This is a genomic window from Marinobacter sp. F4218 (assembly GCF_019443085.1).
GTDB classification, from domain to species: Bacteria; Pseudomonadota; Gammaproteobacteria; order Pseudomonadales; family Oleiphilaceae; genus Marinobacter; species Marinobacter albus.
Window position 1 is genome coordinate 884895 of the sequence record NZ_JAHZIL010000003.1, and the last position, 25972, is coordinate 910866.

Annotated in this window: 24 protein-coding genes; 14 read left to right on the forward strand and 10 right to left on the reverse strand. The window is 58.2% G+C overall.

The window, feature by feature from the left end; translation table 11 throughout:
• The first annotated feature begins 48 nt into the window (after positions 1-48).
• Positions 49-1095 (forward strand): HDOD domain-containing protein, encoded by a 1047-nt coding sequence (locus tag K0B93_RS08120; protein WP_219866725.1) that lies wholly within the window; start codon positions 49-51, stop codon positions 1093-1095.
• On the opposite strand, the gene K0B93_RS08125 is transcribed toward K0B93_RS08120, so the two are convergent.
• Positions 1078-2439, reverse strand: coding sequence for a YihY/virulence factor BrkB family protein (locus K0B93_RS08125; RefSeq protein ID WP_219866726.1), 1362 nt, complete (start codon positions 2437-2439; stop codon positions 1078-1080). The genes K0B93_RS08120 and K0B93_RS08125 overlap by 18 nt on opposite strands.
• Before the next feature lie 200 nt (positions 2440-2639).
• Between K0B93_RS08125 and K0B93_RS08130 the strand changes: the two genes are divergently transcribed.
• A complete protein-coding gene (locus K0B93_RS08130; RefSeq protein ID WP_219866727.1) occupies positions 2640-3887 on the forward strand; it encodes an OmpP1/FadL family transporter in 1248 nt (415 codons plus the stop codon).
• A 60-nt stretch (positions 3888-3947) separates the two neighbouring features.
• Here the strand turns inward: K0B93_RS08130 and K0B93_RS08135 are convergent, their stop codons facing one another.
• Positions 3948-4883: a D-2-hydroxyacid dehydrogenase gene (locus K0B93_RS08135; RefSeq protein WP_219866728.1), complete on the reverse strand. Its 936-nt coding sequence runs from the start codon at positions 4881-4883 to the stop codon at positions 3948-3950.
• A 75-nt stretch (positions 4884-4958) separates the two neighbouring features.
• On the opposite strand from K0B93_RS08135, the gene tmpT reads away from it, so the two are divergent.
• From tmpT to K0B93_RS08155, 4 genes are all read left to right on the forward strand, one after another.
• Complete coding sequence (gene tmpT / locus K0B93_RS08140; protein WP_219866729.1) at positions 4959-5612, forward strand: thiopurine S-methyltransferase; 654 nt, start codon at positions 4959-4961, stop codon at positions 5610-5612.
• A 375-nt stretch (positions 5613-5987) separates the two neighbouring features.
• A complete protein-coding gene (locus K0B93_RS08145; protein WP_219866730.1) occupies positions 5988-7910 on the forward strand; it encodes a PrkA family serine protein kinase in 1923 nt (640 codons plus the stop codon).
• A gap of 33 nt (positions 7911-7943) precedes the next feature.
• Positions 7944-9239 carry a YeaH/YhbH family protein gene (locus tag K0B93_RS08150; RefSeq protein WP_219866731.1) on the forward strand — a complete coding sequence of 432 codons (1296 nt, stop codon included), beginning with the start codon at positions 7944-7946 and terminating at the stop codon, positions 9237-9239.
• Complete coding sequence (locus K0B93_RS08155) at positions 9236-10795, forward strand: SpoVR family protein (protein WP_219866732.1); 1560 nt, start codon at positions 9236-9238, stop codon at positions 10793-10795. The genes K0B93_RS08150 and K0B93_RS08155 overlap by 4 nt, the downstream gene beginning before the upstream one ends.
• Before the next feature lie 112 nt (positions 10796-10907).
• On the opposite strand, the gene K0B93_RS08160 is transcribed toward K0B93_RS08155, so the two are convergent.
• The 3 genes from K0B93_RS08160 to K0B93_RS08170 are packed head-to-tail and all read right to left on the reverse strand — an operon-like array spanning position 10908 to position 13412.
• A complete protein-coding gene (locus tag K0B93_RS08160) occupies positions 10908-12266 on the reverse strand; it encodes a TrpB-like pyridoxal phosphate-dependent enzyme (RefSeq protein ID WP_219866733.1) in 1359 nt (452 codons plus the stop codon).
• A 32-nt stretch (positions 12267-12298) separates the two neighbouring features.
• Positions 12299-13036 carry an LrgB family protein gene (locus K0B93_RS08165; protein ID WP_219866734.1) on the reverse strand — a complete coding sequence of 246 codons (738 nt, stop codon included), beginning with the start codon at positions 13034-13036 and terminating at the stop codon, positions 12299-12301.
• Positions 13029-13412: a CidA/LrgA family protein gene (locus tag K0B93_RS08170; RefSeq protein ID WP_219866735.1), complete on the reverse strand. Its 384-nt coding sequence runs from the start codon at positions 13410-13412 to the stop codon at positions 13029-13031. The genes K0B93_RS08165 and K0B93_RS08170 overlap by 8 nt, the downstream gene beginning before the upstream one ends.
• Before the next feature lie 221 nt (positions 13413-13633).
• Between K0B93_RS08170 and K0B93_RS08175 the strand changes: the two genes are divergently transcribed.
• The gene (locus K0B93_RS08175) at positions 13634-15070 is read left to right on the forward strand and encodes a WS/DGAT/MGAT family O-acyltransferase (RefSeq protein ID WP_219866736.1); all 1437 of its coding nucleotides are present in this window, start codon (positions 13634-13636) and stop codon (positions 15068-15070) included.
• Here K0B93_RS08175 and K0B93_RS08180 read toward each other — a convergent pair.
• Positions 15067-15696 carry a TetR family transcriptional regulator gene (locus tag K0B93_RS08180; protein WP_219868069.1) on the reverse strand — a complete coding sequence of 210 codons (630 nt, stop codon included), beginning with the start codon at positions 15694-15696 and terminating at the stop codon, positions 15067-15069. The genes K0B93_RS08175 and K0B93_RS08180 overlap by 4 nt on opposite strands.
• A 192-nt stretch (positions 15697-15888) precedes the next feature.
• Here K0B93_RS08180 and K0B93_RS08185 point away from each other — a divergent pair, with 192 nt between their 5' ends.
• Together K0B93_RS08185 and K0B93_RS08190 are read left to right on the forward strand one after the other, a co-directional pair.
• Entirely contained in the window at positions 15889-16992 is a 1104-nt protein-coding gene (locus K0B93_RS08185) for a ferredoxin reductase (RefSeq protein WP_219866737.1), read from the forward strand.
• Positions 16993-17043: 51 nt separating this feature from the next.
• On the forward strand, positions 17044-18135 hold the full coding sequence (locus K0B93_RS08190) for a fatty acid desaturase family protein (protein WP_219866738.1): 1092 nt from the start codon (positions 17044-17046) through the stop codon (positions 18133-18135).
• Here the strand turns inward: K0B93_RS08190 and K0B93_RS08195 are convergent.
• Genes K0B93_RS08195 through K0B93_RS08205 form a run of 3 tightly spaced genes read right to left on the reverse strand, consistent with a single transcriptional unit; the run spans position 18123 to position 19212 of the window.
• Positions 18123-18560: an Rrf2 family transcriptional regulator gene (locus K0B93_RS08195; protein ID WP_219866739.1), complete on the reverse strand. Its 438-nt coding sequence runs from the start codon at positions 18558-18560 to the stop codon at positions 18123-18125. The two genes, K0B93_RS08190 and K0B93_RS08195, sit on opposite strands and share 13 nt — an antisense overlap.
• A gap of 21 nt (positions 18561-18581) precedes the next feature.
• The gene (locus tag K0B93_RS08200; protein WP_219866740.1) at positions 18582-18950 is read right to left on the reverse strand and encodes a YbaN family protein; all 369 of its coding nucleotides are present in this window, start codon (positions 18948-18950) and stop codon (positions 18582-18584) included.
• A 46-nt stretch (positions 18951-18996) separates the two neighbouring features.
• Positions 18997-19212 carry a hypothetical protein gene (locus K0B93_RS08205; RefSeq protein ID WP_219866741.1) on the reverse strand — a complete coding sequence of 72 codons (216 nt, stop codon included), beginning with the start codon at positions 19210-19212 and terminating at the stop codon, positions 18997-18999.
• Between the two features lie 191 nt (positions 19213-19403).
• Here K0B93_RS08205 and ytfE point away from each other — a divergent pair, with 191 nt between their 5' ends.
• The 5 genes from ytfE (at position 19404) to K0B93_RS08230 (ending at position 25379) form a co-directional block, all read left to right on the forward strand.
• Positions 19404-20087, forward strand: a complete 684-nt coding sequence (ytfE, locus tag K0B93_RS08210; protein ID WP_219866742.1) for an iron-sulfur cluster repair protein YtfE — start codon at positions 19404-19406, stop codon at positions 20085-20087.
• Complete coding sequence (locus K0B93_RS08215; RefSeq protein ID WP_219866743.1) at positions 20080-22368, forward strand: nitric-oxide reductase large subunit; 2289 nt, start codon at positions 20080-20082, stop codon at positions 22366-22368. Before ytfE ends, K0B93_RS08215 begins: the two co-directional genes overlap by 8 nt.
• Positions 22369-22497: 129 nt before the next feature.
• A complete protein-coding gene (moaA, locus tag K0B93_RS08220) occupies positions 22498-23490 on the forward strand; it encodes a GTP 3',8-cyclase MoaA (RefSeq protein WP_219866744.1) in 993 nt (330 codons plus the stop codon).
• Between the two features lie 22 nt (positions 23491-23512).
• Positions 23513-24688, forward strand: coding sequence for an AraC family transcriptional regulator (locus K0B93_RS19405; RefSeq protein ID WP_219866745.1), 1176 nt, complete (start codon positions 23513-23515; stop codon positions 24686-24688).
• A 109-nt stretch (positions 24689-24797) separates the two neighbouring features.
• Positions 24798-25379 (forward strand): DUF6448 family protein, encoded by a 582-nt coding sequence (locus K0B93_RS08230; RefSeq protein WP_219866746.1) that lies wholly within the window; start codon positions 24798-24800, stop codon positions 25377-25379.
• A gap of 25 nt (positions 25380-25404) precedes the next feature.
• Here K0B93_RS08230 and K0B93_RS08235 read toward each other — a convergent pair whose 3' ends face one another.
• Positions 25405-25971: a nitrous oxide reductase accessory protein NosL gene (locus K0B93_RS08235; RefSeq protein WP_219866747.1), complete on the reverse strand. Its 567-nt coding sequence runs from the start codon at positions 25969-25971 to the stop codon at positions 25405-25407.
• Position 25972: the final 1 nt, after the last annotated feature.

Here is a 25972-nt window from a genome sequence, read left to right on the forward strand (position 1 = left end):
GGTCAGGGATACGTATTTTTTTGCTACTGATTGACCCGGAGGCAACGGATGCCAGGTTTTCTTTCCTGGATTTCAGGCTTTTTTTCGAAACCTCAACCGGTCTCGCCGGCACCAGAGCCGCGACTTTTCAACCCGGCCCAGGACCAATTCACCGACGAAGACACTGAAACCGGTGCCCTGCTCGCCCGTCAACTGGAAGAACACCTGTTCTGCTGGTTGCTTGATGTTGCGCCGTCTGAGCTGGAGGGGGACTTATCGTCCGTCACCGAAGTCATTGATGAACTGCAGCAGCGCCTGAGTGCAGGCCGGTTGGAAGAACTGCCGCGCCAGCCCCTGAGCCTTCCGACGCTGATGCGGGCGCTGTCGGACGACACCACCGACCGCCAAAGCCTGACGGACATCATTCTGGGCGACCCCGCCCTGACCGACCAACTGCTGCAAATGGCCAACAGCCCCTATTTCCGCCACGGGGACCAAACCATCGATTCGGTTGACCAGGCGGTGTTTCTGCTCGGGCTGGACGGTATTCGCAACGTGGTCTCCGCCGCCGTAATGCGCCCCATGATGGCCGCCCGCAACAGCCAGGAGGCCCTATTCGCCCAACGGGTCTGGCGTTGGGGGCTGACCTGCGCCCGGGCTTCCGAACTCAGCGCACGGGCGCAGAAAGCCGATTCCAGCGCCCATTTCATGGCGGGACTGCTGCCGGCACTGGCCTACATCACCATTCGTCGGGAGTTGCACCGGATCTGCCGGGCGCGCCTGAAAAGCGATCCGACCCCGGCTCTGATCCGGCATTCACTGGTACGGCATCAATGGGCCACCAGCCAATTGCTGGCCAATGAGTGGAATCTTCCGCCCCAGTTCAATGCACTGCTACTCGGCGCGGAGCGTCCGGCACCGCGGCAGACACAGACACCGCTGAACGACGGCATGATCATCGGCACCCGGGAGGTGCTTCGGCACGCGAACCAGCGCAACCTTGCCGAAGAGGACCTTCCGAAGGTCCTCCAGCTGGCACCGGAGCAGATTAATCAGTTGCAGCATTCGTTGACGGCAATGCTTCAGGAAGGTGGACGTTCAACCACCCGGGTGTGAGACCGCCTCCTGCTCCTCCGCTTCGATGGTTTCCTCGACCGTCTTGCCGGATTTCAGGAGTTCCGAAAACGACGTTGATAGCCGTTCCTCTGTTCCGTGCAGGAGATCGAACGGCAGGTAGACCGGCAGGCGATCCGCCACGCGGTCCTCATCACGGCGCACTACCTTCAGCACATCAGCAATGGAGATGCCATCAAGGCTTCGGCCCGGCACCAGTTGATCTCCCTGACGCCCGGCCAACGACAGGAGCCCGGCACGGATGAGCTTGTCGCTCACCCCACGGGTAACCTCACCCGGCACCCGCAGCCGATGTTCGAGCACTTCCTGCTGCGGCGCTGCCTCCCCGTCATTGAAGGGCTTGGCCACCATCCACATCAGCGCCAGGGCTACTTTTTCCTGAAGCTCGGGCGCCAGTTGGACCTGCCGACGCTTGGCCACCGAACCGGGATTCTGGAGATAGAACGCCAGACTGGCGCCGAGAAGGAGAATCATCCAGTTCAGGTAGGTCCAGATCAGCAGAATGATCCCGATCGCAAAGCTCGAGTAGATGGCCGCGTACTTGGCTGAGCCGGCCACGAAAGACGCAAACAGCATACCGCCAGCCTGCCAGGAAACGCCCGCGACCAATCCGCCGATAAAGGCGTAGCGAAGTTTCACCCGGGTGTTCGGCATGAAGATGTAGACGAAGGTGAAAGCGCCGACCACCAGGAAAAAAGGCGTGAATCGGCTGGCCACGAGGATCAGTGAACCTAACGGCTCGATCTTCATCAACGCCTGGACATAGGTCGAGGAGAAGATGGTGGCACTGATGCCTATGGCCGAGACCATCAGCAAGGGACCCACCATAATCACGCTGAGGTAGTTACTGAAGCGCTGGGCCATGGACCGCATGTCCGGCACCCGCCAGATCATGTTGAAGGAACGCTCGATCTTCTGGAGCAGCGAGACCACCGTGTACACCAGCAGGGCGAGGCCGACCGAGCCAAGCACGCCGACTTTCATGTTGTCCACGAAGCCCAGTATTTTCTCCGCCAGCTCGATACCCTGAGGGCCCATCGGCTCAAAGAACTGGAACAGAAACGGCTCCATGCGCTGATGCACGCCCAGGGCCTTGAGCACCGAGAAACTGAGGGCCAGGAGGGGCACGATGCTGAGCAGCGTGGTGTAGACCAGACTCATCGCGTGCAGCGTCAACTGACCGCTAAGCACGTCCCGGGCCAGCGCATACGCCGAGCGACCGACTTTATAGAGCCAGGTCCAGGGCCAGCTTTGTGGCGGATTGGGGTTTGCCAGGATCCAGTCTTCGGCGGACTGGAGCCGCTCTTTAAATTGGAAGGAAGCCACTCAACACCCTGCTCTATAAAGTTTTATACAAGTTATCAGGTAGATACCTGACACAACAGAGTATGGCCAATTACGTCTCTTTTGCGAGCCCAAACCCAAAAACTATAAACATATCATTTTTAATCACTTCAAATTATAAAAGATTTTCTGTAGAAAGTGTGTCGTAAATGTGACGGTATTATACGAACAGGTGTTCACCTATGCGCTCAAGACTGACAATGGCCGCAGTTCTGGCTCTCATCCCGGCATCCGCGCTGGCAACCAACGGTTATTTCAGCCATGGATACGGTACCGTTAACAAAGGCATGGCCGGCGCCGGAAGCTCCCTGTCCCAGGACAGCATCGCTGCCGCTACCAATCCGGCCGGCATGGCATTCATTGGCGATCGGATGGACGGTGGCATTGAGGTGTTCTCACCGAAACGCCAGTACTCGGTGGACGGCAACCCGACCCAGAACGACATGTTTCCCCTTACACCCGGCACCTATGAAAGCAGCCGCGATGCGTTTGCCATTCCCCATTTCGGCTTCAACCGGTCGCTGTCCGAGAATACTGCGTTCGGCGTATCCGTGTTCGCCAACGGTGGCATGAATACCGACTACCCGGGCGGTAACGGTGGCCCGTTTTATGGCGGCCGTACCAGTGTAAACCTCGAGCAACTGTTCATTGCACCAACCTGGTCCTGGGAGTTTTCCGACAACCAGGCCATCGGTATCTCACCGGTTATCGCCTATCAGCGGTTCGAGGCAGAGGGCCTGCAAGGTTTCGCAGCCTTCTCGTCTGACGGCAGTGCCGTGTCGAACAGGGGGACTGACGATGCCTGGGGCTACGGCTACCAGATCGGCTGGCAAGGTGAGATTACCGACTCGCTCCGTGGCGGCGTGAGCTGGCGCAATATCCTGAAAATGGATGAGTTCGACAAATACCGGGGCCTGTTCGCCGAACAGGGCGATTTCGACATTCCCCAGATGTTCAATGCCGGGGTTGCCTGGTCGGGTATCGAGGATCACTGGTTCCTGCTGGATATACAGCACATCCGCTACAGCGAGATCGACAGTGTGGGCAACCCGCTGCTTCCCAACCTGATGACAGCGCCCTTGGGCTCGGATCAGGGCGCCGGTTTCGGGTGGGATGACATGACCATATTCAAGCTTGGTTGGCAATGGCAGCAGACACGGAACCATGCCTGGCGGGCCGGCGTAAGTTACGGGGAAAACCCGGTCTCCAGCGAGGACGTACTTCTCAACATACTGGCGCCGGGAATCCAGGAGTGGCATTTCACCGGTGGGTTTACCCACAATATCAGCAATCAGCTGGCGCTGTCCGGCATGGCCTTTTTCTCACCCAAAAAAGAAGTATCCGGCCCGAATCCGCTGGCCACTAACCAGACTGTCACCCTGGAAATGTACCAGCTTGGCGCCTCCGCAAGTGTCGGCTGGTCGTTCTGATCAGGTCAAAGCTCATCCAGAAGCCCTGGCCAACGCCGGGGCTTTTTGTTTACTCCCGGGTCAGGCGACCGAGCCAAGGTTCCGGGCGGTAATGTCGACAATACGCTGCCGGGCCTCCTGACTTGCCCAGGCCGAGTGCGGCGTGACGATCAGGTTTGGAATGTCGCCCGACAGCAACGGGTTGCCATTGCGCGGGGGCTCCTCCGTCAGCACATCGAATCCGGCACCGCCTATCTCGCCCGCCCGCAGCGCATCTGCCAGCGCCTGTTCATTCACCAGCCCGCCACGGCTGGTGTTGATCAGCAGGGCGTCGTTTTTCATCATCTTCAATTCCCGGGCCCCAATCAGGTTCCGGGTTTCGTCGGTGAGCAGGCAGTGCAGAGATATGACATCCGCCTTCTGGAGGAACTCGTCGAAAGGCAACCTCGGGTAGCCCTCCACCTCACCGGCCGGCTGTCCGGGCCGGGCGCCCAGAATAACCTTCATGCCGAAGGCCTCGGCGCGCTCAATCACACCCTGCCCCAGATCGCCATAGCCAACCACGCCCAGAGTCCGACCTTCCAGTTCCATAATGGGGTGGTCCATCAGACAGAACATGTCACTCTGACCCCAGCGGCCAGCCCGCACGTCCCGGTCATAATCCAGGAGCCGGGTCGCCAGCGCCAGAATCAGCGCCATGGTGTGCTGGGCGACCGTTGCGCGGCCGTAGTTGGTGACATTAAGCACGCGGACACCGTGCTCTTTTGCCGCTGCCTGATCAATGTTGTTCAGCCCGGTGGCCACCACAGCAATGGTGTCGAGTTCCGGACAGGCCTCGAAATGCTCCCGCGTCAGGACCACCTTGTTGACGATGACCGTATCAAAGCCACGGATGCGCTCGAGCACCTCGGCCGGCGCGGTTTTTCCATGCTTCACCAGACCACCGGTGATACGTTCAATCGGGGTAAGGTCCACATCGTTACCCAATGTGTTGGCATCAAGGAACACGGCTTTCATACTTTTCTCCTGAATCAAGACAGGCAAAGATTAGGGTAGACTGAACCAAACGTCCAAATCAGGGAGTGCAAAACCATGGAACATCAGTTCTGGCACGAACGCTGGGCCAAAAAGGAAATCGGCTTTCACGAGGGCACCGTCAACCAGTACCTCTACGATCACTGGCCGGAACTGGCCGGCAAGGCCACCAGTGCCGTTTTCGTTCCTCTTTGCGGCAAGGCCCATGATATGTGGTGGCTCCATGACCGCGGTCATCCTGTCATTGGCGTTGAACTCAGCGACGTGGCCTGTAAGGATTTCTTCGAGGAAGGCGGCGAAAAAGCCAAGGTGCACCCGGGCGAGCCCTTCACCACGTTCAAGCACGACGATCTTGAACTCTGGTGCGGCGACTTCTTCCAACTGGTTCCGGACGACCTGAAACACATCCGCCTGGTCTACGACCGGGCCGCATTGATCGCCCTACCACCACACATGCGCAAGGGCTACGTGGAACACCTGACGGCAATCATCCCGGACGGCACCAAGATCCTGCTGATCACGCTCGACTACGACACCGAGATCAAAGGCCCCCCGTTCAACGTCAGCGACGACGAAGTCCGGGAACTCTACGGCGAGGACTACGAGATCGAACACGTCCTCACCAACACCCTGGCCAAGGACCACCCGTTCACCAAACGCAAAGGCCTGGCCGGCGCCACCGAAAGCGTATTTCGTCTCACCAAGCGTTAACCTTCAAAGCGCGTTACCGCATGTAGCGCGATCGGATTGTGTGCAGGGTGATTTTGCAACCTCTTGTTTGTCTGAGCAAAGCGAGTTTCAACAAGAGGATGCAAAATCACCCCGCACGCGCTCCAGCCTCCAAGCACCCGCCACCCCGTAACACAATTTAATGAACCTTAACCACTTCCCCACTGTCCAATTTTTCGACCGTGAACTAAGCTCAGAGTATGCAGGCCGCCGCGGCAGCGAGATTGTCGGGCGGCTTGAAAGTATCCATTCCTTCCACCCATAACTAAACAGACCGCCCAGACTGGCGGAACCGATGCAACGGGGACATTGCGTGAACTGAGAGCTGACTATAAGAGAGCAAGCGAGGGGCTATCTATGACCATCATGCAGCACTTTAAAGATAGGTATGAGAGTACCCAGGAGGAAGAATTCAGCCTGGAGGAATACCTGGAGATCTGCAAAAAGGACCCAACGGCCTACGCCACGGCCGCTGAGAGAATGTTAATTGCCATCGGCGAACCAGAACTCATCGATACCTCTCGTGACTCCCGCCTGTCACGCATCTTTTCCAACAAGGTTATCAAGCGCTATCCGGAATTCTCCGAGTTCTACGGCATGGAAGATGCCGTGGAGAACATTGTGTCGTTCTTCCGCCACGCTGCCCAGGGACTGGAAGAAAAGAAACAGATTCTGTATCTGCTTGGCCCGGTGGGCGGCGGTAAATCGTCCCTGGCCGAAAAGCTCAAATCCCTGATGCAGAAAGTGCCGTTCTATGCCATCAAAGGGTCGCCCGTTAACGAGTCCCCGCTGGGGCTCTTTGACCCCGCCGAAGACGCCCAGATTCTGGAAGAGGAATACGGCATCCCGGCCCGGTACCTGAAAAACATCATGTCACCCTGGGCGGTCAAGCGCCTGCACGAGTATGGAGGCGACATCGGCCAGTTCCGTGTCGTGAAGAAATACCCGTCGGTACTCGACCAGATTGGCGTTTCCAAGACCGAGCCGGGCGATGACAACAACCAGGACATCTCGGCCCTGGTGGGCAAGGTCAACATCCGGATGCTGGAAGATTTCTCCCAGGATGATCCCGATGCCTACAGCTTCAGCGGCGGCCTGTGCAAAGCCAATCAGGGGCTGCTGGAATTCGTGGAGATGTTCAAAGCCCCGATCAAAGTGCTGCACCCGCTGCTGACAGCAACCCAGGAAGGCAACTACAACACCACCGAAGGCATGGGCTCAGTGCCCTTCGACGGTGTGATTCTCGCCCACTCCAACGAATCGGAGTGGCAGACCTTCCGCAACAACAAACACAACGAGGCCTTCCTGGACCGGGTATACATCGTGAAGGTGCCCTATTGTGTGCGGGTGACCGAAGAAATCGAGATCTACAAGAAGCTGCTGAAAAACAGCTCCCTGGCCGGTGCGCCCTGTGCCCCCGATACCCTGGATATGCTCGCGCAGTTCTCGGTGCTGTCGCGCATCAAGGAACCGGAGAATTCCAGTATCTTCTCGAAAATGCGGGTTTACGACGGCCAGAACATCAAGGACACCGACCCCAAGGCCAAGTCGATCCAGGAGTACCGGGATGCAGCCGGCGTGAACGAGGGCATGGACGGGCTGTCCACCCGCTTCGCGTTCAAGATCCTCTCCAAGGTGTTCAACTTCGACACCGCGGAAGTGGCGGCCAACCCGGTGCACCTGCTGTATGTGATTGAAAAGCAGATCGAGCAGGAGCAGTACCCGGCCGAGGTTCAGGAGCGCTACCTGCGCTTCATCAAGGAGTTCCTGGCACCGCACTATGTGCAGTTCATCGGCAAGGAAATCCAGACCGCCTACCTGGAAAGCTACAGCGAATACGGTCAGAACCTGTTCGACCGCTACGTCACGTACGCCGACTTCTGGATCCAGGACCAGGAGTACCGGGATCCGGAAACCGGCGAAATTCTCGACCGCTCCTCCATCAACGACGAGCTGGAGAAGATCGAGAAGCCGGCCGGCATCAGCAACCCGAAAGACTTCCGGAACGAGGTGGTCAACTTCGTGCTCCGCGCCCGGGCCAACAATCAGGGGCGCAATCCGTCCTGGCTCAGTTACGAGAAACTGCGCAGCGTGATCGAGAAGAAGATGTTCTCGAACACCGAAGATCTGCTGCCGGTTATTTCCTTCAACCCGAAAGCCAGCCAGGAAGATCAGAAGAAGCACAAGCAGTTCGTCGAGCGCATGGTCGATCGAGGCTACACGGAGAAACAGGTGCGTCTGCTCGCAGAATGGTACCTGAGGGTTCGTAAGTCTCACTAAGTCAGCGACCGAGCGCTGAACTGGAGTAACGTTATGGGTATGACCCACGTAGTCGACCGGCGACTGAACGGGAAAAACAAGAGCGCGGTGAACCGGGAACGGTTCCTGCGCCGCTATCGCCACCACATCAAGAAAGCGGTGGCGGACGCGGTGCAGCGGCGCTCGATTACCGACATCGAGCGGGGCGAAAACGTCAGCATCCCGACCCGCGACATCGAGGAACCGATTTTCCACCATGGCCAGGGTGGTCGCCGCGAGGTGGTGCATCCGGGCAACCAGGAGTTCGTGGCGGGAGACACCATCCCGAAACCGCCCGGGGGCGGTGGCGGCGGCCAGGGACAGGGCAAGGCCAGCCCCGATGGCGAGGGGATGGACGAGTTTGCTTTCCAGATCACTCAGGAGGAATTCCTGGATTTCCTGTTTGACGATCTGGAACTGCCCAACCTCGCCCGCAAGAAGCTGAAGGATACTGACGCGTTCAAATACGTCCGATCCGGTTTCACCACTCAGGGTGTGCCCGCCAAGCTGGATGTGGTGCGGTCACTCCGGGGCGCCCACGCGCGCCGGCTTGGTCTCGGCGGAGCCCGCAAGAAGAAGATCAGGGAGCTGGAGGAACAACTCGCGGACCTGAAATCGGCGCCGGAAGATCTGGATCCCGCCTTCAGCCATGAAGATCAGATTCAGGTGCTGGAGGAAGAAATTGCCCGCCTGAAGGCGAACGTCCGGCGGATTCCGTTCATCGACGAGATTGACCTGCGTTACCGCCAGCACCGGAAGCACCCGCAACCGGCGACCAGCGCCGTCATGTTTTGCCTGATGGACGTGTCCGGGTCCATGACCCAGATGCACAAGGACATCGCAAAGCGCTTTTTCATCCTGCTCTACCTGTTCCTGAAGAAGAACTACAAGAAGATCGACGTGGTGTTCATCCGTCATCACACCAGCGCCAAAGAAGTCGACGAAGAAGAGTTCTTCTACTCCCGGGAAACCGGCGGCACCATCGTGTCGAGTGCGTTGAAGCTGATGAAGAAGATTGTCGAGTCCCGGTACCCACCCTCCGAATGGAACATCTATGCCGCCCAGGCGTCGGATGGTGATAACTGGAACGACGATTCGCCCGTCTGCAGCAAGATTCTGGCCGACAGCATCCTGCCCCTGGTGCAGTACTACGCCTATATCGAGATTACACCCCAGGATCACCAGATGCTCTGGTACGAATACGAAAAGATCATGGAGCGCTTCCCCCAGAGCTTTGCCATGCAACAGATCGCCGACCCGGGTGAAATCTATCCGGTATTCCGCCAGCTGTTCGAGAGGAAAGCCGCATGACCGATATGATGGACCGTCCCGACGTTCCGGAAAACGGGCACGTTGGGGACCGCCAGCCCATCTCGACCAGTTCGGAGTGGACCTTCGATCTGATCAGGAAATACGATGATGAAATCGCCAAGTGCGCCGCCGAGTTCGGCCTGGACACCTATCCGAACCAGATAGAAGTCATCAGCGCCGAGCAGATGATGGACGCCTACAGTTCGGTCGGAATGCCCGTGGGCTATCACCACTGGTCCTTCGGGAAGCAGTTCCTGAGCACGTCCAAAGGGTACCAGCGCGGCCAGATGGGGCTGGCGTACGAAATCGTCATCAACTCCAACCCCTGCATCGCCTACCTGATGGAGGAGAACACCCTGCCGATGCAGGCGCTGGTCATTGCCCACGCCTGCTACGGTCACAACTCCTTCTTCAAGGGCAACTACCTGTTCCGCACCTGGACCGACGCCAGCGCCATCATCGATTACCTGGTGTTCGCCCGCCATTACGTGGCGGAATGCGAAGAACGTCATGGCGTGGATGCCGTGGAACAGATTCTCGACTCCTGCCATGCCCTGATGAATTACGGGGTAGATCGCTACAAGCGCCCGGCCCCCATCTCGGCGGTTGAGGAGCAACGACGGCAGCAGGAGCGTGAGGAGTACCAGCAACGCCGGATCAATGACCTCTGGCGCACCATTCCGCGACTCGACGATGACGAAGACCCGGTCAAACGCCAGCGACGGTTCCCGGAAGAGCCCCAGGAAAACATTCTCTATTTCATCGAGAAGAATGCGCCCCTGCTGGAAACCTGGCAGCGGGAAATTGTCCGTATCGTGCGCAAGCTGGGCCAGTACTTCTACCCCCAACGGCAGACTCAGGTGATGAACGAGGGCTGGGCCACCTTCTGGCATTACACGCTGACGCACAAAATGTATGAGAAGGGCCTGGTCAACGACGGCTTCATGCTGGAGTTCCTGCAGAGCCACACCGCCGTGGTTTACCAGCCCCCGTTCAACAGTCCGTGGTATTCGGGGCTGAACCCCTACACTCTGGGTTTTTCGATCTTCATGGACCTGCGCCGGATATGCGAGAACCCGACCGACGAAGACCGCGAATGGTTCCCGGACATTGCCGGCACTGACTGGCTGGAAACCCTTCATTTCGCCATGAAGAACTTCAAGGACGAGAGCTTTATCCAGCAGTTCCTGTCACCCAAGGTGATGCGCGATATGAAACTGTTCGCCATCCAGAACGACGACCAGGAAGATGTTTACCGGGTTACCGCCATTCACGACGATCCCGGTTACCGGATCCTGCGCGAGAAGCTGGCGCGGCAGTACAACCTCAGTTACCGGGAGCCCAACATTCAGGTGTGGAACGTGAATGTGCGGGGCGATCGGTCACTGACCCTCCGCCATATCCCGGTTGACCGGGTGCCCCTCGGCGACGAGACCGAGGAAGTGCTGCGGCATGTGCACCGCTTGTGGGGCTTTGACGTGCATCTGGAAAGCGTCGACGAAGGCACCATGGTCGAGGAATATCACTGCCCTCCGAGGGAGCTCGAGGAGGACTGACCTGGAACCAACCGGCCCCAAGGGCCGGGATCCCGAAGGGACACCCACCGCCATCCGGCACCTGAACTCCGGCGGCGGGGGTAGGGTTTTTCAGCGTCGCCGGGACGACTGATCAGGCATTGACCGAAGGCAGCCCGGACAATGCCATTGCCAACTCCTGGTCGTCGTATTCGTGGTCGCTCAGTTCACCCGCAAAATAGGAGGTATAGGCCGCCATATCGAAATGGCCATGGCCGCAGAGGTTGAAGAGGATTACCTCGTCCTTGCCTTCCCGCTTGCAACGCAGCGCTTCGTCGATGGCGCCCTTGACCGCATGATTGGCCTCCGGAGCAGGTACGATACCTTCATTCCGGGCGAACAGAACGCCCGCCTCGAAGCATTCGCGCTGGGTGTAGGACACTGCATCAAACAATCCCAGCTCCTTGGCGTGGGATACCAGCGGTGCCATACCATGGTACCGCAGACCACCAGCATGAAAGCCCGGCGGTGTGAAACCGGAGCCCAGGGTGTGCATCTTGGTGAGCGGCGTCATATGGGCGGTATCGCCATAGTCGTAGGCGTATTTGCCGCGTGTCAGGGTGGGACATGCCGAGGGTTCTACAGCAACGATGCGGGATTTCTCACCGCCTCTCAGCGCGTGGCCCATAAACGGGAAGGCAATACCGGCAAAATTGGAGCCCCCACCGGTACAACCGACAATAACGTCCGGCCAGCAGTCCGCCATTTCCATCTGCTGCATGGCTTCCAGGCCGATGACGCTCTGATGGAGCAACACATGATTGAGAACCGAGCCCAGGGCGTACTTGGTGTTCGGATCCTGCACGGCCAGTTCCACCGCTTCGGAAATGGCAATGCCGAGACTCCCGGTGTGGTCCGGGTTTTCTGCCAGCACTTTGCGGCCAAACTCGGTCAGTTCCGAGGGCGAGGCCACACACTTGGCGCCGTATGTTTCCATGACGGCCCGGCGATAAGGTTTCTGGTTGTAAGAGACCCGCACCTGAAACACCGTAACGTCGATATCAAACAGGGACCCGGCGAAGGACAGCGATGTACCCCACTGACCGGCACCGGTTTCGGTGGTGAGGGTGCGAATGCCCGCTTCCCGGTTGTAGAACGCTTGGGGAATGGCGGTGTTGGGCTTGTGGCTACCCGCCGGACTCACGCCTTCGTATTTGTAGAAGATCTTTGCTGGTGTGCCGAGCGCCTTCTCAAGGCGGTGAGCCCGGTACAGGGGCGCCGGCCGCCAGAGGTTGTACACGTCACGTACCGGCTCCGGAATCTCGATTTCCCGCTCAGTGGTCACTTCCTGTTCGATCAGTGCCATCGGAAACAGAGGCTCAAGATCCGAGGGCCCTACCGGTTGCTGGGTGCCCGGGTGCAACACCGCCGGCAACGGCTCAGGCAGATCCGCCTGCAGGTTGTACCAGTACTTCGGCATCTGGCTTTCTTCGAGCAGAAATTTGGTTTGCATTTGTCTGGACTTCCTCTTTTGTTATTTGTTTATTAAACCGGTAGCAGATATTCAATCAGATCAACCAACCAGGGGACCAGCAAGGCCGTTGCGAAGGCCGAAAGCGCCATTGCCAGGCCGGAAAACGCGCCCATCTGAGAGCTTACCTGAAACGCTCTGGCAGTTCCGATACCGTGGGCCGCAACGCCCATCGCAATGCCCTTGGCGGCGTCATCCCGAACCCGAATCCACTCGAACAGTTTGGTTCCCAACACCGCGCCAGTAATGCCCGTGGCGACCACCAGAACCGCCGTCAGAGACGGAAGCCCGCCAATTTTCTCGGAAATGCCCATGGCCACCGGCGCCGTTGCAGACTTCGGTGCCAGGGACATCTGAATCTCCGGAGACCCGCCCAGAAGTCGGGCCAGACCGATGGAGCTACCGGCGGCAATCACAACACCACAGAATAGCGAAATCGTCACCGGCAGCCAGAGCTGTCGAAGCCGGGAAAACTGTTGGTACAGGGGAACGGCCAGGGCTACCGTCGCCGGCCCCAGCAGGAAATGGACGAACTGCCCGCCCTCGAAATAATCGCTGTAGGACGTTCCCGTCAGCATGAGCAACCCGATCAGCATGGCCACGGACGTCACGACCGGATTCGCCAGGGGATTCGAATCGGTACGCAGGTAAAAGCGATACGCAAGTCCATAAGCGACCAGGGTGATGGTCAGCCCCAGCAAAGGAGAGGTCGAAAGGTAGACCCAGATATCCCGCAACCCCGGCTCATTCATGGCCCTGCTCCTCTGTGGCGGCGACGGGCTTCACCAGCCAGCGAGTGGTCAACTGCATGACCAAAGCTGTCACCACCATGGTGATCACCGTGCTTAGCAGAAGGGCGAATGTGATGGGAATCCACTCATCCGCAATCCGGTCAAAGTGCGCCATCATGCCGACACCGGCCGGGACAAACAGCAGGGACAGGTGGGCAAGGAGAGCCGACGATGCCTGCTCGACGGATTCCGGCGCCTGGCCACGAATCCACAGGGTAATGAACAGCATCACCATCCCCAGCACCGGCCCGGGTATGGGTACCCCGGCAAGGCGCACGGTGACCTCGCCGACCAACTGGTACACCAGCAACAGCGTTATTCCGTTTAGAAACTGCATCGCGAGGGCTCCGCCGACAGATACCGGTTAAAATCAAAGCATAGCCATTAACGGCCGGGGTGAACACTCAACGGAAGTCTGACGGGAGGCCTCCGGGCAAAGGCGTTAAATGTCGCAAAAGACGGAACTTTCCGGGAAGTAACATCGTGAACAAGTCTGGTTATCAGTATACTTGCAGCTAACAAGTAAAAATCCCTTACACCCGTGGAGTACTACAAGGAATGAAACGCCTGGGAACATTGGATGCCTCCTGGCTGGCCGTTGAGTCTGAAGACACCCCGATGCACGTCGGAAACCTGCAGATTTTTTCGCTGCCCGATGGCGCTCCCGACACCTTTTTACGCGACCTCGTCACCCGGATGAAAGAAACCGGCGACGTGGCACCACCCTGGAACCTGAAACTGGCCTGGTCCGGATTCCTTGGACGCCTGGTGGCACCGGCCTGGAAGGTCGACAAGACCATAGACCTGGATTACCACGTACGCCATTCAGCCCTGCCCCGCCCCGGCGGCGAACGGGAGCTGGGCATCCTGGTTTCCCGGTTGCATTCCAATCCGCTGGATTTTGCCCGGCCGCTTTGGGAATGCCACGTCATCGAGGGGCTGGAGAACAATCGCTTCGCCCTCTACACCAAGATGCACCACTCCATGATTGATGGCATCAGCGGGGTTCGTTTGATGCAGCGGGTGCTGACCACCGATCCGGACAAACGCGACATGCCACCGCCCTGGTCCGTCAAACCGGAACGTCGGCGCGGCAGCAAGACCGACTCCGAGGCAAGCATTCCCGCCGCGGTGTCCCAGGCGATGGACGCACTGAAGTTGCAGGCCGATATGGCGCCGCGGCTCTGGCAGGCCGGTAACCGCCTGCTGCACTCGGTACGACACCCGGAGGATGGATTAACAGCGCCATTTATGGGCCCCGTCTCCAAGATCAATCACCGGGTTACCGGACAGCGTCGTTTTGCGACCCAGCACTACCAACTGGATCGCATCAAGAAGCTGGCAACGGAAACCGGGGCGTCCCTGAACGATATTGTGTTGTACCTGTGTGGCACCGCGCTGCGTCGTTTCCTGCTGGAGCAGGACGACCTGCCGGACACCGCGATGACGGCCGGCATTCCGGTCAATATTCGTCCATCCGACGATCAGGGCACAGGCACCCAAATCAGTTTCATGATCGCCTCGCTGGCAACCGATGAGCCGGACCCGCTGAACCGGCTGCAGGAAATCAAGTCCTCCACCCGGCGCGCCAAGGAGCACCTGCAGAAGCTGCCGAAAAGCGCCCTGACCCAATACACCATGCTGCTGATGTCGCCCTACATCCTGCAACTAATGTCCGGGCTCGGCGGCCGGATGCGCCCAGTGTTCAACGTCACCATTTCCAACGTTCCAGGCCCGCAACGCACCCTCTACCTCGAGGGCGCCAAGCTTGAGGCGATGTACCCGGTGTCGCTGATTGCCCACGGCGGCGCTCTGAACATCACATGCCTGAGCTATGACGGTTCGTTGAATTTCGGTTACACCGGTTGCCGGGACACTCTGCCCAGCATGCAGAAACTGGCGGTCTACACGGGAGAGGCGCTGGATGAACTGGAAGCCCTGGTGATTCCGCCCAAACCGAAGAAGGCTGCGAGCACTGCACGCAAGAAGAGTTAGCTCTTGCCGCTTTCCCAGTGAGCGGCACCCACAAAGATCAGTTGAAGGAAGCGGATTGTCCGCTTCCGGATCTGGTCGATCTGGTAGTCGTCGTCCTCGGCAACCCCCAGCAGGTCTGTCAGGCTGAACGCCACGCTGCGGACCACCAGATCACAGGTCATGTCCAGATCCCCGTCGCTGAGGTGGTCAACCAGCCTTAACCGCCGAAGGTCGTTCGCCAGTTCGCTGGCAAAGAATCGCATCTCGCTTCGAATGCCATCCTGTATGGCCCGACTCTCGCCCGCCAGCCCCTGCGCCATGAACAGGAAGAAACTGCGGTTGGCCCGGGCATGGCTGATGAAGATGTCCACCGATTCCTCAATCAGTTTATCCGCCTGTAAAACGTGCCCCCTGGCTTCCCGCATCATGCGGCGCAAGACCAGGCCCAGCTCATCCACCAGCTGCAGCCCGAGATCATCCATGTTCCGGAAGTGGCGATAGAAGGAGGTTGGTACCACGCCCGCCTGCCGGGTCAACTCCCGTATTCCCAGACTGGCGAAGTGCCTTCCCTTGCCGACCAGGGTCAGCGCCGCCCCCATGAGTTTTTCGCGCGTTTCACCCGGCTTTCTGCGTTGTTTTTCCGCCATGGACTGCTCATACCGATTGCTGTTGAACTCCGATGACAAGTGTACACATCCGAAAAAATTAAAGTACCAAATGCTTGTCATTTTATGCCAGATCCACACCCCCCATTGTGATAACAGACCTCTCTGTGTACAGTCGTACACATTAGTGAACAGCTGTACACAAGCGTGCAGATTGCACCATGGAGAAACGCTATGTTAGCGAGAGACAACCAGAGCACGGCACTCCAGTGGCTCGGCAAGCAACTGTTTAATCGAGAAGACCCGGCCGCCTTCTTTGATCCGCTGCTGGAACGCGTCAACCCGATGTGGATACAGGAGTACACACCGGCACGGGTAGAACAGATCCTTCAGGAAACGTCGGACACCAAAACCTTTGTCCTGAAACCGGCGCGCCGCTGGCAGGGTTTCGAGGCGGGGCAACATGTGAACATCTGTATCGAAATTGATGGCATCCGTCGCAACCGAACCTTCAGCCTGTCGAGCTCGCCGATCCTCTGGCAGACCCAGCGGCTGATCTCCCTGACTATCAAGCGCCTGCCCGGCGGACTGGTGACCAACTGGCTGCACGACCACCTGGATGTCGGCGCCGTGTTGGGTCTCGGTGAGGCCTTCGGTGACTTTACTGTGCCCGACCCCGCCAGGCCGGTTCTGTTCATTGCCGGCGGCAGCGGCATTACGCCCGTCCTGAGCCAGCTTGAAACCATGGCGGCGCAGGACTACCGGGCACCGGTCAGCCTGCTTTATTACGTACGCACGTCTGAGGACGTTATTGCCGGAGAAAAGCTTGAGGCACTGGCTGCCCGCTATCCCGCTCTGAGCCTGAGCATTATCCCCACCCATGACGAGGCTTCCCCCCGGTACCTGTCGGACGGGGATCTGGCTAAGGTTCCGGGCCTCAACGGCCGCCAGATTTTCCTGTGCGGCCCGAAAGGTCTGATGGACCTGGCAGGAGAGCTACTCCAGAGCCGCGGCGTCCGGGAGCGCGACATTCACTGCACCTTCTTTTCCGCGCCCCAGGCAAACCTTGAGAATCAAGCCCTGGGCGGACAGGTCCAGTTTGCCCAAAGCAACATCGAGGTGGGGTCAGAGGGCGACGCCAATCTGCTGGAAATCGCCGAAGCCGCCGGTCTGACACCCCGCCACGGCTGCCGGATGGGCATCTGCCACCAGTGCAGTTGCAGAAAGACCAGCGGCACCGTGATCAACCGCCTGACCGGCCAGAAATCCGGCCCCGGCGAGGAGAACGTCCAGCTTTGTGTCTCGGTGCCCCAGGGTCCGGTTTCCATTGACGTTTAACCAATACCGAATGCAACCGCGGTGCGCTGAAGCGCCGCAGGGAGTGAGACCATGAAAAAGATGACCGACGAACAGCTCAGTGAACTTGAACAGGATCTGAATGCGATCCGGGACGCGGTTGTCGCGGATCTCGGCGAGCGGGACGCCCGCTACATCCGCCGCATCATCAGGCTGCATCGCACCCTGGAAGTGGGCGGCCGCGCCATGATGCCGTTCGGTTTTGTACCCCCGGTTTTTATCGCGGCGACCGCCGCCCTCGGCGTATCCAAGATCATCGAGAACATGGAGATCGGCCACAACGTAATGCACGGACAATACGACTGGATGAACGATCCCAGCCTGCACTCCCAGACCTACGAGTGGGATACGGTCTGCACCGGCGAGTCCTGGCGCCGCACCCACAACTATGAACACCACACCTACACCAATATCATTGGCAAGGACCGGGATTACGGCTACGCACTGCTGCGACTGAGTGACGACGATAAGTGGAAGCCACCGCACAGCCTGCAGTTCATTAACTACGTACTGCTGAGTGTGTTCTTTCAGTGGGGGGTCGGCCTGCACGAGCTGGAAAGCGAGAGGATTCGTCGTGGCGAAGTTTCCCTGAACGAGAAGCTTCCGTTCCTGAAAGATTTCTTCCGTAAGGGTGGCCGGCAGGCGTTCAAGGATTACCTGTTCTTCCCGTTGATCACCTTTCCGGTCGCCCCAATCGTGCTGGCCGGGAACATCGGCGCAAACCTGATACGGAACCTGTGGTCATCCACCGTCATCTTCTGTGGCCATTTCACCCAGGACGCCGAGACATTCACGGAAGCGGAGTGTGAAAATGAAAGCAAGGGCCACTGGTACCTGCGCCAATTGACCGGTTCGTCAAACTTCACCGGGGGCAAGTGGGTACACCTGTTAAGCGGCCACCTGAGTTACCAGATCGAACATCATGTGTTTCCCGATATCCCGGCCCATCGTTATCCGGAAATATCGGAACAGGTGCAGGCGGTGTGTCGGAAACATGGTATTCCCTACAACACCGGCAGCTTCGCCCGGCAGTATGGCACGGTGCTCAAACGCATCTTCGCCTTCTCGCTGCCAGACCGGGTTCGCTCAAAAGTGCCTGCCCTGACGATGGGTCAGGCGACCTGAAGCAGCCGCAACAACTGTGGCCGATGCTGATCCTGGATCACGTCGGCCAGGGTGTACTTGTCCAGAACACCGAGAAACGCCTGCAACGCCTCCCCGAACATGGATTTCAGGCCGCAAACCGGCGCTATCCGGCAGGCGTTTTTCGAGGAAAAGCATTCCACCATGTTTAGATCCTGCTCGGTCTCACGCACCAGAATCCCGATACTGATTTCGTTTGCTGGCATGTGAAGACGCATGCCTCCCTTCTTGCCACGAATCGTCTCGATATAGCCCTTCTTGTTGAGCTGATGAACCACCTTCATCAGATGGTTCCTGGAAATGTCATAACTCTCGGCAATTTCCTGAATGGTCGCCAGGCGATCACCCTGCACCGCCAGATAAATCAGCACGCGCAGTGAGTAGTCAGTGTAACGGGTGATGTGCATTCGATACTCCAGTGTTTCAATTCAGATCGATGGCCGCGTCAGCAGGTAACTGGCCGAGCAAGTCATTGCAATGCCAGAAACCACCAACACCAGCGGCGATACCCCCAGGGCCCATAGCGTTACCCAACTCAGGGTCATCATCACGCAGGCAAGCCACTTGGCCCTGGCTGGCACCACTCTGTTGCTGCGCCAGTCCGCGATCAGCGGTCCATAACGCGGGTGCTGATCCAGCCAACGGGCAAAAGCCGGAGACCCCTTGCTAGCAAAAAATGCTGCCAGCAGAACAAACGGCGTGGTTGGTAACACAGGCAGAACCACGCCGGCTGCTCCCAGCGCCAAAGATATATACGCAAGAAACTGAAAACCGGTTCTTCCTGATTGCACGCCCATCAACGGTGCCTCACAGATATTTATTCTGGATGTAGTTTACCGGGATTCAGTGGACGGGTCTTCCAAGACGACTCAGGAACACCAGCCTGGCAACGTACGCGACCTTAATCCCCACCGCGAACAAGAGGGTGCCGATGTGCGCGAGGATCTGCCAGGGCATGGCTATCGCTTCGGCGTACGGATACGCCAGAAGAACGGTCATAACCAACCCCATTGCTGAAGAAATCAGTGCGCCATTCGCAAGCATTAACCAACGTTCCATCTCACCACCTATAACATATATCTTTAATATTTTTTTATAGTATAGGCGGATCAAGAAAACTGCAAACCCCATCACCATGCCGTCAGAACCCAATTAAAGGAACCCCGGACCAACCTTTAACATTTATTTGGTTTACATCTTTAAAGATTAAGAGGTATTATTTTTGAACCTTTCAAGAAGGAGAACACACCATGAACATTACCTCACTGCCCCTAGGCCAGATTGCCCGGGACTTTCCCGGTGCGACGGGCATCCTGCACAAGGCCAAACTGGATTTCTGCTGCGGAGGTGCAGAGACCCTGGCACAGGCCGCCCACACCAGGGGGCTGGATGCCCACCAAATTGCCCGGGACATACAAGCCCACCCGGATCAGCAGAACGGAGAGCCCAACCCGGCTCACCTCCCGACTGAGGCACTGATCGAACACATTCTCAACCGTTATCACGACATCCACAGAGAACAGCTTCCCGAACTGATCCGTTTGGCAAAGCGCGTAGAGCGAGTGCACGGAGGTCATGCGAAGTGCCCTTCGGGCCTGACACGGCTACTCACCGGCATGCAAAAACAGCTGGAAAGTCACATGGACAAAGAGGAGCAACTCCTGTTTCCGATGATCGCCCGCGGCATCAATGGCATGGCCGTGGCGCCTGTTTCCGTCATGCGACAGGAACACGAGGATCACGGGGTTTTTCTGGATCAACTCCAAGACACCACCAACGGGATGAGCCTGCCCCGGGGTGCCTGCAACACCTGGCAGGCGCTTTATCTCGGCCTTGAGACCTTCCAGAACGACCTGAAACAACACATACATCTCGAAAATAACATCCTGTTCAACCGAATTGACGGCCGCATGGGGGGCGCTTCCAATGGCTAACTACCGCAGACTCTGGTTGATCCTGATCGCCATTCTTACCCTGACCTTCGCTCTGCTCGGTTACTTCGGCACTGAAGTCTACCGCTCCGCTCCGCCCATTCCTGACCAGGTCGTCAGCGCCGGCGGTGCCCCCTTGATGACGGAGGAAACTATCCTCGATGGCCAGACCGCCTGGCAATCTGTGGGCGGCATGCAACTGGGGTCCATCTGGGGCCACGGTGCCTACCAGGCGCCTGACTGGACGGCCGACTGGCTGCACCGGGAGTTGCTGGCCTGGCTGGATCTCGCGGCCGAGGAAGAGTTCGGCATGCCCTACGAGGATCTGAACGGCCAACAGCAAAACGCCCTGCAGTACGATCTGAAAACCGAGTACCGCACCAATACCTACAATCCGGAGACAGGCATCCTGACCCTGTCCGAGCGCCGAACCCAAGCCATTGCCGAAACCGCGGACTACTACAGCCGACTGTTCAGCGATGCCCCGGAACTTCGCTCCACCCGGGAAAACTACGCGATGAAGGAAAACACCCTGCCGAGCGCGGAGCGTCGGGAACGGATGACCGAGTTCTTCTTCTGGACCGCGTGGGCTGCCGCTACAGAACGACCCGGCAGCGACGCCACCTATACCAATAACTGGCCCCACGAACCCCTGATCGATAACAAACCCACCCCGGAAAACGTGATCTGGTCCATCGTCAGTGTCGTGTTGCTGATAGCCGGTATCGGTGGCCTGGTCTGGGCCTGGGCATTCCTGCGCAAACACGACGAGGAAGAGCCGGCCGCGCCGGTTCGGGATCCACTGACCAGCTTCGCCCTGACAGCCTCCCAGAGGGGGCTCGGGAAATACCTGTTCCTGGTGGTCGCGCTGTTTGGCTTCCAGGTGATGTTGGGCGGTTTCACCGCGCACTATACCGTCGAGGGCCAGAGCTTCTACGGCATCAATGTTTCCGAGTGGTTCCCCTATTCCCTGGTCCGCACCTGGCACATCCAGGCAGCCCTGTTCTGGATTGCAACCGGCTTTTTGGCTGCCGGCCTGTTCCTGGCACCAATCATCAACGGCGGCCGAGACCCGAAGTTCCAGAAACTCGGCGTCGATGTCCTGTTCTGGGCCCTGGTGATTGTGGTGGCCGGCTCCTTTACCGGCAATTATCTTGCGATTGCCCAGATCATGCCCGAGCACCTGAGCTTCTGGCTGGGCCATCAGGGCTATGAGTTCGTGGATCTTGGCCGTCTCTGGCAGATTGGCAAATTCACTGGCATCGCCTTCTGGCTGGTGCTGATGCTGCGCGGCATCGTTCCGGCATTGAGACAACCCGGCGACAAGAACCTGCTTGCCCTGCTTACCGCCTCCGTGGTGGCAATCGGACTGTTCTACGGTGCCGGTTTCTTCTATGGCGAGCGAACCCACATTTCGATCATGGAGTACTGGCGCTGGTGGATCGTGCATCTGTGGGTCGAAGGCTTCTTTGAGGTATTCGCCACTACCGCCCTGGCGTTCATTTTCTGCAGCATGGGCCTGGTGTCCAGAACCGTGGCCACGTCCGCCAGCCTGGCCTCCGCCAGCCTGTTCATGCTCGGTGGTGTGCCGGGGACCTTCCACCATCTTTACTTCGCCGGCACCACAACGCCAGTGATGGCCGTCGGCGCGACCTTCAGCGCCCTGGAAGTGGTTCCGCTGGTGGTGCTGGGCTATGAGGCCTGGGAAAACTGGCGGCTGAAAGCCAGAGCCCCCTGGATGGAAAATGTCCGCTGGCCACTGGTGTTCTTTGTCGCGGTGGCCTTCTGGAACATGCTGGGAGCCGGAGTGCTGGGCTTCATGATCAATCCGCCCGTCGCGCTCTATTACATTCAAGGGCTCAACACCACCCCAACCCATGCCCATGCCGCGCTGTTTGGCGTCTACGGCTTCCTGGCGCTTGGCTTTACCCTGCTGATCCTGCGCTATTTGCGCCCGCAGGTGGTTTTCAACGACCGCCTGATGAAAGTGGGGTTCTGGGGGCTGAACCTTGGCCTGGTTCTGATGCTGTTCACCAGTCTGTTGCCGATCGGTCTGATCCAGTTCTTCGCCAGCGCAAGCGAGGGCCTCTGGTATGCTCGCAGCGAGGCTTTCATGCAGAGTGACATTCTGCAACTGCTCCGCTGGGTGCGCACCGTTGGCGATGTAGTGTTTATCGTCGGCGCCCTCGCCGTGGGCTGGCAAGTGGTGAAAGCACTGTTTTTCCCCACGCTGATCACCGCCGAGGATGGCGCGATCCCGGAGCAGCAACCCACTCGGGCCTGAACCTGATCTCACCGGAGCCACGGAAGGCTCCGGAGGGTTACTCCTCGCGGGGTATCGGAATCAGTGATCTAATTTGCGATACTGCGTCTATACTTGATCGAAAAGCACGCAGTAACAGGAACCAACCTGATGCCTCAGAGCAATCTGACAGATCGATTTGGCCGCACCGTAAACTACGTGCGTCTGTCCGTCACCGACCGTTGTGATTTTCGCTGCGTGTACTGCATGGCCGAAGACATGACCTTCCTCCCGCGCCAGCAGGTTCTGACTCTGGAAGAAATTGCGCGGGTTGCCCGCAACTTCGTTGCGCTCGGGACCGAGAAAATTCGCCTGACCGGGGGCGAACCGCTGGTTCGCAAAGACATCCTCGAACTGGTCAAAGAGGTCGGAACCTATGGCCTTCGCGATTTTGCCATGACCACCAACGGCAGCCAGTTGTCGACCATGGCGGAGCCGTTACGCAAAGCCGGCATGCATCGGCTCAACATCAGCCTCGACTCGCTGGACGCCGAGAAATTCCGGAACATCACCCGTACCGGAAATCTTAACCGGGTACTCGATGGTATAGATGCGGCCCGAGAGGCTGGCTTCCGGGGCATCAAACTCAACACGGTGGTGATGAAGGGGCGTAATGACGAGGAAATTCCCGAGCTGATTGAGTTCGCTCGCAAGAAACAGGTGGACATCAGCTTCATCGAAGAAATGCCTCTGGGCGAGATTTCCGAGCATGACCGGGGGCTGGCCCTGTGCACCAGTGATGAAGTCCAAAGTATCATTCGCCGGCACCATGAACTGGTGCCCGCCACCGAAGACTCCGGAGGCCCGGCCCGCTACTTCCGTATGCCGGACAGCCCGATCCGCGTGGGCTTTATTTCCCCGCACTCCCACAACTTCTGCTCCACATGCAACCGGGTGCGGGTCACCGTGGAAGGCCGATTGCTGCTCTGCCTTGGCAACGAGCACTCGGTAGACTTGCGTCGTGTTCTGCGGGGCAATCCGGTCACCGACGACAAGCTCCGGCAGACCATTATTAATGCCATGGACCTGAAGCCGGAGCGCCACCACTTCTCCAGTGAGGGAGACGTACAGATCCTGAGATTCATGAACATGACCGGCGGTTGATCCGACCCCGGTTGGTGCCACGGTGTTCCTCACATTCCCCCAGCTCATCCTGTTCGGCGTTATTGCTCAGTTCCTTTTCCTGATTGTGCTTTGCATTGCACCGGCTAGGGGCCAGCGAGTGCCCCGACGGTTATTGGCGATTATGATTGCCGGTATCGCCGGCACCCTGCTGGAAGTGTTTCTACACACCACCGGTCTCACCTTTATATTTCCCGGCATCGCCTTCTCGGGCACCATTCTGGGCATGCTCCAACCCGGCGCCATCTACCTGTATACCAAATCGGTCATGTATCGGGATTTTAAGTTGAAAACCCGGGACCTATCACATCTTTTGCCGGTCCTCGCGGCGGGGCTTATATTCTCGGTCGGCTACTACAGCCTGCCTACAGAAGCACAGGCCAGAATTCTGTCGGATAGCCACTACCCAGGTGTAATGAACTCCATCGCCGTGGCCCTCGCCTTGCACGGGGTAATGCTCGGTTATCTGTTTGCAACGCTTAGGATGATCTCGCGCTTCGGACTTGAACTCCGCAACATCTTTTCCAATCTCGGCAACAAGGAACTGAGCTGGCTCAGAATCCTGCTCCTGGCCTACGCCGCAGCCTGGTCCCTGAGTCTGGTTTACTGCCTGCTCGCCCACGTGATGCGGGTAACAGGCAGCCACGAAGGGCTGACTATTGCCACCACGGTCGTGAGTATTCTTGTTCTGCTACCCATGTCGGTACTGGCATTCCGACAACCTGCCGTCTTTTCCGGAATCCCGGGTCCCGCACTTGCCGAAGTGAAGCCACCTTCAGTAGAGACCGACGGTCCACCGGCTGAAGAACTTGCAGCACGAATCGAACAATTGATGACGCAGCAGCATCCCTACCTGCACTCCAACCTTACCATGAGCCGGCTTGCCCAACAGGCAAAGCTGGCACCGAGGGACCTGTCTCGATTTCTGAACCAGAAAATGGGCATGAACTTTTATGAGTTCGTGAACCGTTACCGCATCGAGCATGCCAGGGGGCGCCTCTCGGATCCCACAGATACCGCGTCCATCACCGACATCCTTTACGAATCCGGCTTCAACTCGAAATCAGTCTTCAACACTCTGTTCAGAAAGACCACAGGCAAGACTCCTTCACAGTACCGACGCTTGAACGTGAACCGGTCATCCGCGTTCGACGGAAAATCCGAACGTTCGGATTCCTGAATCCGGACGCCAGCAGCCTTACTTTCGGTCACCTTGGATTTGCAACGCGCAACATGCGGCGTCGTCCCCATGTTGCCCATCAATCCCGGACACTACCGAGAGGTGCATCATGAACACATCCAGGAAAACCAAACAAATCATCACCCTTGCCCTTTTCAGTGGAACACTGCTTTGGAGTTCAGTCAGTTTCGCTCACTGTGATTCTCTGGACGGGCCGGTTATTGAAGACGCAAGAGAAGCCCTTGATGAGCAGTCTCTGAGGCCCGTTCTCAAGTGGGTTGGAACTGAAGATGAAGACCAACTGAAAATCGCCTTCCAGAGCACCATTGAGGTCCGAAACCTTGATCCGAAGGCCCGTGATCTGGCTGACCAGTTCTTCTTCGAGACACTCGTGCGCCTGCACCGGGCAACTGAAGGCGCACCCTACACCGGATTGCAGCCGGCAGGCAGCGCGTCCGTTGCGGCCAAAGCTGCCGACAAGGCGCTTGCCGACGGTGATGTTGATGCCCTGGCACAGAAACTGGGTGACAACGTCACAAAATTTGTTCTGACGCAATTTCACAAGGTCAGGAAAGGCGCTGACGCAGAGACCGTTGCCGAGGGACGCGAATTCGTCGAAAACTACGTACGTTATGTGCACTCAATCGAAGAGCTCCATAACATCATCGCCGATAAACATGTAGGGCACTGAAACATCTTGCGGGGGGAGGAACCGTTCACTGCTCCATCGCTGAAGCGTCCATGTCTCCCATATCGTGCATGTCCCCCTTGGGCATCTCGGTATTGATATGTTCCAGGGTGACTTCCCCGTAGGAAAGCACCTGCCCCCCGTACTTCTTCCTGAACACCTCGGCAGCCGCCTGCTCGGCGAAGGACGCCAGTGTCGGGCCCATGGCGCCATCCCGTTCCGAGTCAACCACGTAGAACGCCTCCCGGGCATTGATCAGGGCAGCGTCATCCGGACTTTGCCAGTCGGTCTGGGCCATATCGTGAACATACAGGGTGTGAGCGCGATTCACGTTTTCCGGCTGGAGCATCCAGGCAAACATATCGCGAGTTGAGCAGAACTTGCGCACGCGCTGGTCTTTCCCGGTAATGGCCTCTCCTTTCGGACCAGGGAATCCTTCGATTACCATGCCACAGACGTGGCATTCGTCGCCGGAGGCAAAGTGCACCGGCTGGGGCTTTGCATCGGCCTGCTCCCCGTTGTTTCCACAGGCGGCAAACAGGAAGGTCGTCAGGATCAGGAATCCCAAGCGCAGATATTGGTTGGTGCAATACATC

Bases quoted from the DNA above. Each gene is read 5' to 3' on its own strand.
- K0B93_RS08120 (WP_219866725.1), top strand. From the start codon at position 49: ATGCCAGGTTTTCTTTCCTGGATTTCAGGCTTTTTTTCGAAACCTCAA.
- K0B93_RS08130 (WP_219866727.1), top strand. From the start codon at position 2,640: ATGCGCTCAAGACTGACAATGGCCGCAGTTCTGGCTCTCATCCCGGCA.
- K0B93_RS08135 (WP_219866728.1), bottom strand. From the start codon at position 4,883: ATGAAAGCCGTGTTCCTTGATGCCAACACATTGGGTAACGATGTGGAC.
- tmpT (WP_219866729.1), top strand. From the start codon at position 4,959: ATGGAACATCAGTTCTGGCACGAACGCTGGGCCAAAAAGGAAATCGGC.
- K0B93_RS08145 (WP_219866730.1), top strand. From the start codon at position 5,988: ATGACCATCATGCAGCACTTTAAAGATAGGTATGAGAGTACCCAGGAG.
- K0B93_RS08150 (WP_219866731.1), top strand. From the start codon at position 7,944: ATGGGTATGACCCACGTAGTCGACCGGCGACTGAACGGGAAAAACAAG.
- K0B93_RS08155 (WP_219866732.1), top strand. From the start codon at position 9,236: ATGACCGATATGATGGACCGTCCCGACGTTCCGGAAAACGGGCACGTT.
- K0B93_RS08160 (WP_219866733.1), bottom strand. From the start codon at position 12,266: ATGCAAACCAAATTTCTGCTCGAAGAAAGCCAGATGCCGAAGTACTGG.
- K0B93_RS08165 (WP_219866734.1), bottom strand. From the start codon at position 13,036: ATGAATGAGCCGGGGTTGCGGGATATCTGGGTCTACCTTTCGACCTCT.
- K0B93_RS08170 (WP_219866735.1), bottom strand. From the start codon at position 13,412: ATGCAGTTTCTAAACGGAATAACGCTGTTGCTGGTGTACCAGTTGGTC.
- K0B93_RS08175 (WP_219866736.1), top strand. From the start codon at position 13,634: ATGAAACGCCTGGGAACATTGGATGCCTCCTGGCTGGCCGTTGAGTCT.
- K0B93_RS08180 (WP_219868069.1), bottom strand. From the start codon at position 15,696: ATGGCGGAAAAACAACGCAGAAAGCCGGGTGAAACGCGCGAAAAACTC.
- K0B93_RS08185 (WP_219866737.1), top strand. From the start codon at position 15,889: ATGTTAGCGAGAGACAACCAGAGCACGGCACTCCAGTGGCTCGGCAAG.
- K0B93_RS08190 (WP_219866738.1), top strand. From the start codon at position 17,044: ATGAAAAAGATGACCGACGAACAGCTCAGTGAACTTGAACAGGATCTG.
- K0B93_RS08195 (WP_219866739.1), bottom strand. From the start codon at position 18,560: ATGCACATCACCCGTTACACTGACTACTCACTGCGCGTGCTGATTTAT.
- K0B93_RS08200 (WP_219866740.1), bottom strand. From the start codon at position 18,950: ATGGGCGTGCAATCAGGAAGAACCGGTTTTCAGTTTCTTGCGTATATA.
- K0B93_RS08205 (WP_219866741.1), bottom strand. From the start codon at position 19,212: ATGGAACGTTGGTTAATGCTTGCGAATGGCGCACTGATTTCTTCAGCA.
- ytfE (WP_219866742.1), top strand. From the start codon at position 19,404: ATGAACATTACCTCACTGCCCCTAGGCCAGATTGCCCGGGACTTTCCC.
- K0B93_RS08215 (WP_219866743.1), top strand. From the start codon at position 20,080: ATGGCTAACTACCGCAGACTCTGGTTGATCCTGATCGCCATTCTTACC.
- moaA (WP_219866744.1), top strand. From the start codon at position 22,498: ATGCCTCAGAGCAATCTGACAGATCGATTTGGCCGCACCGTAAACTAC.
- K0B93_RS08230 (WP_219866746.1), top strand. From the start codon at position 24,798: ATGAACACATCCAGGAAAACCAAACAAATCATCACCCTTGCCCTTTTC.
- K0B93_RS08235 (WP_219866747.1), bottom strand. From the start codon at position 25,971: ATGTATTGCACCAACCAATATCTGCGCTTGGGATTCCTGATCCTGACG.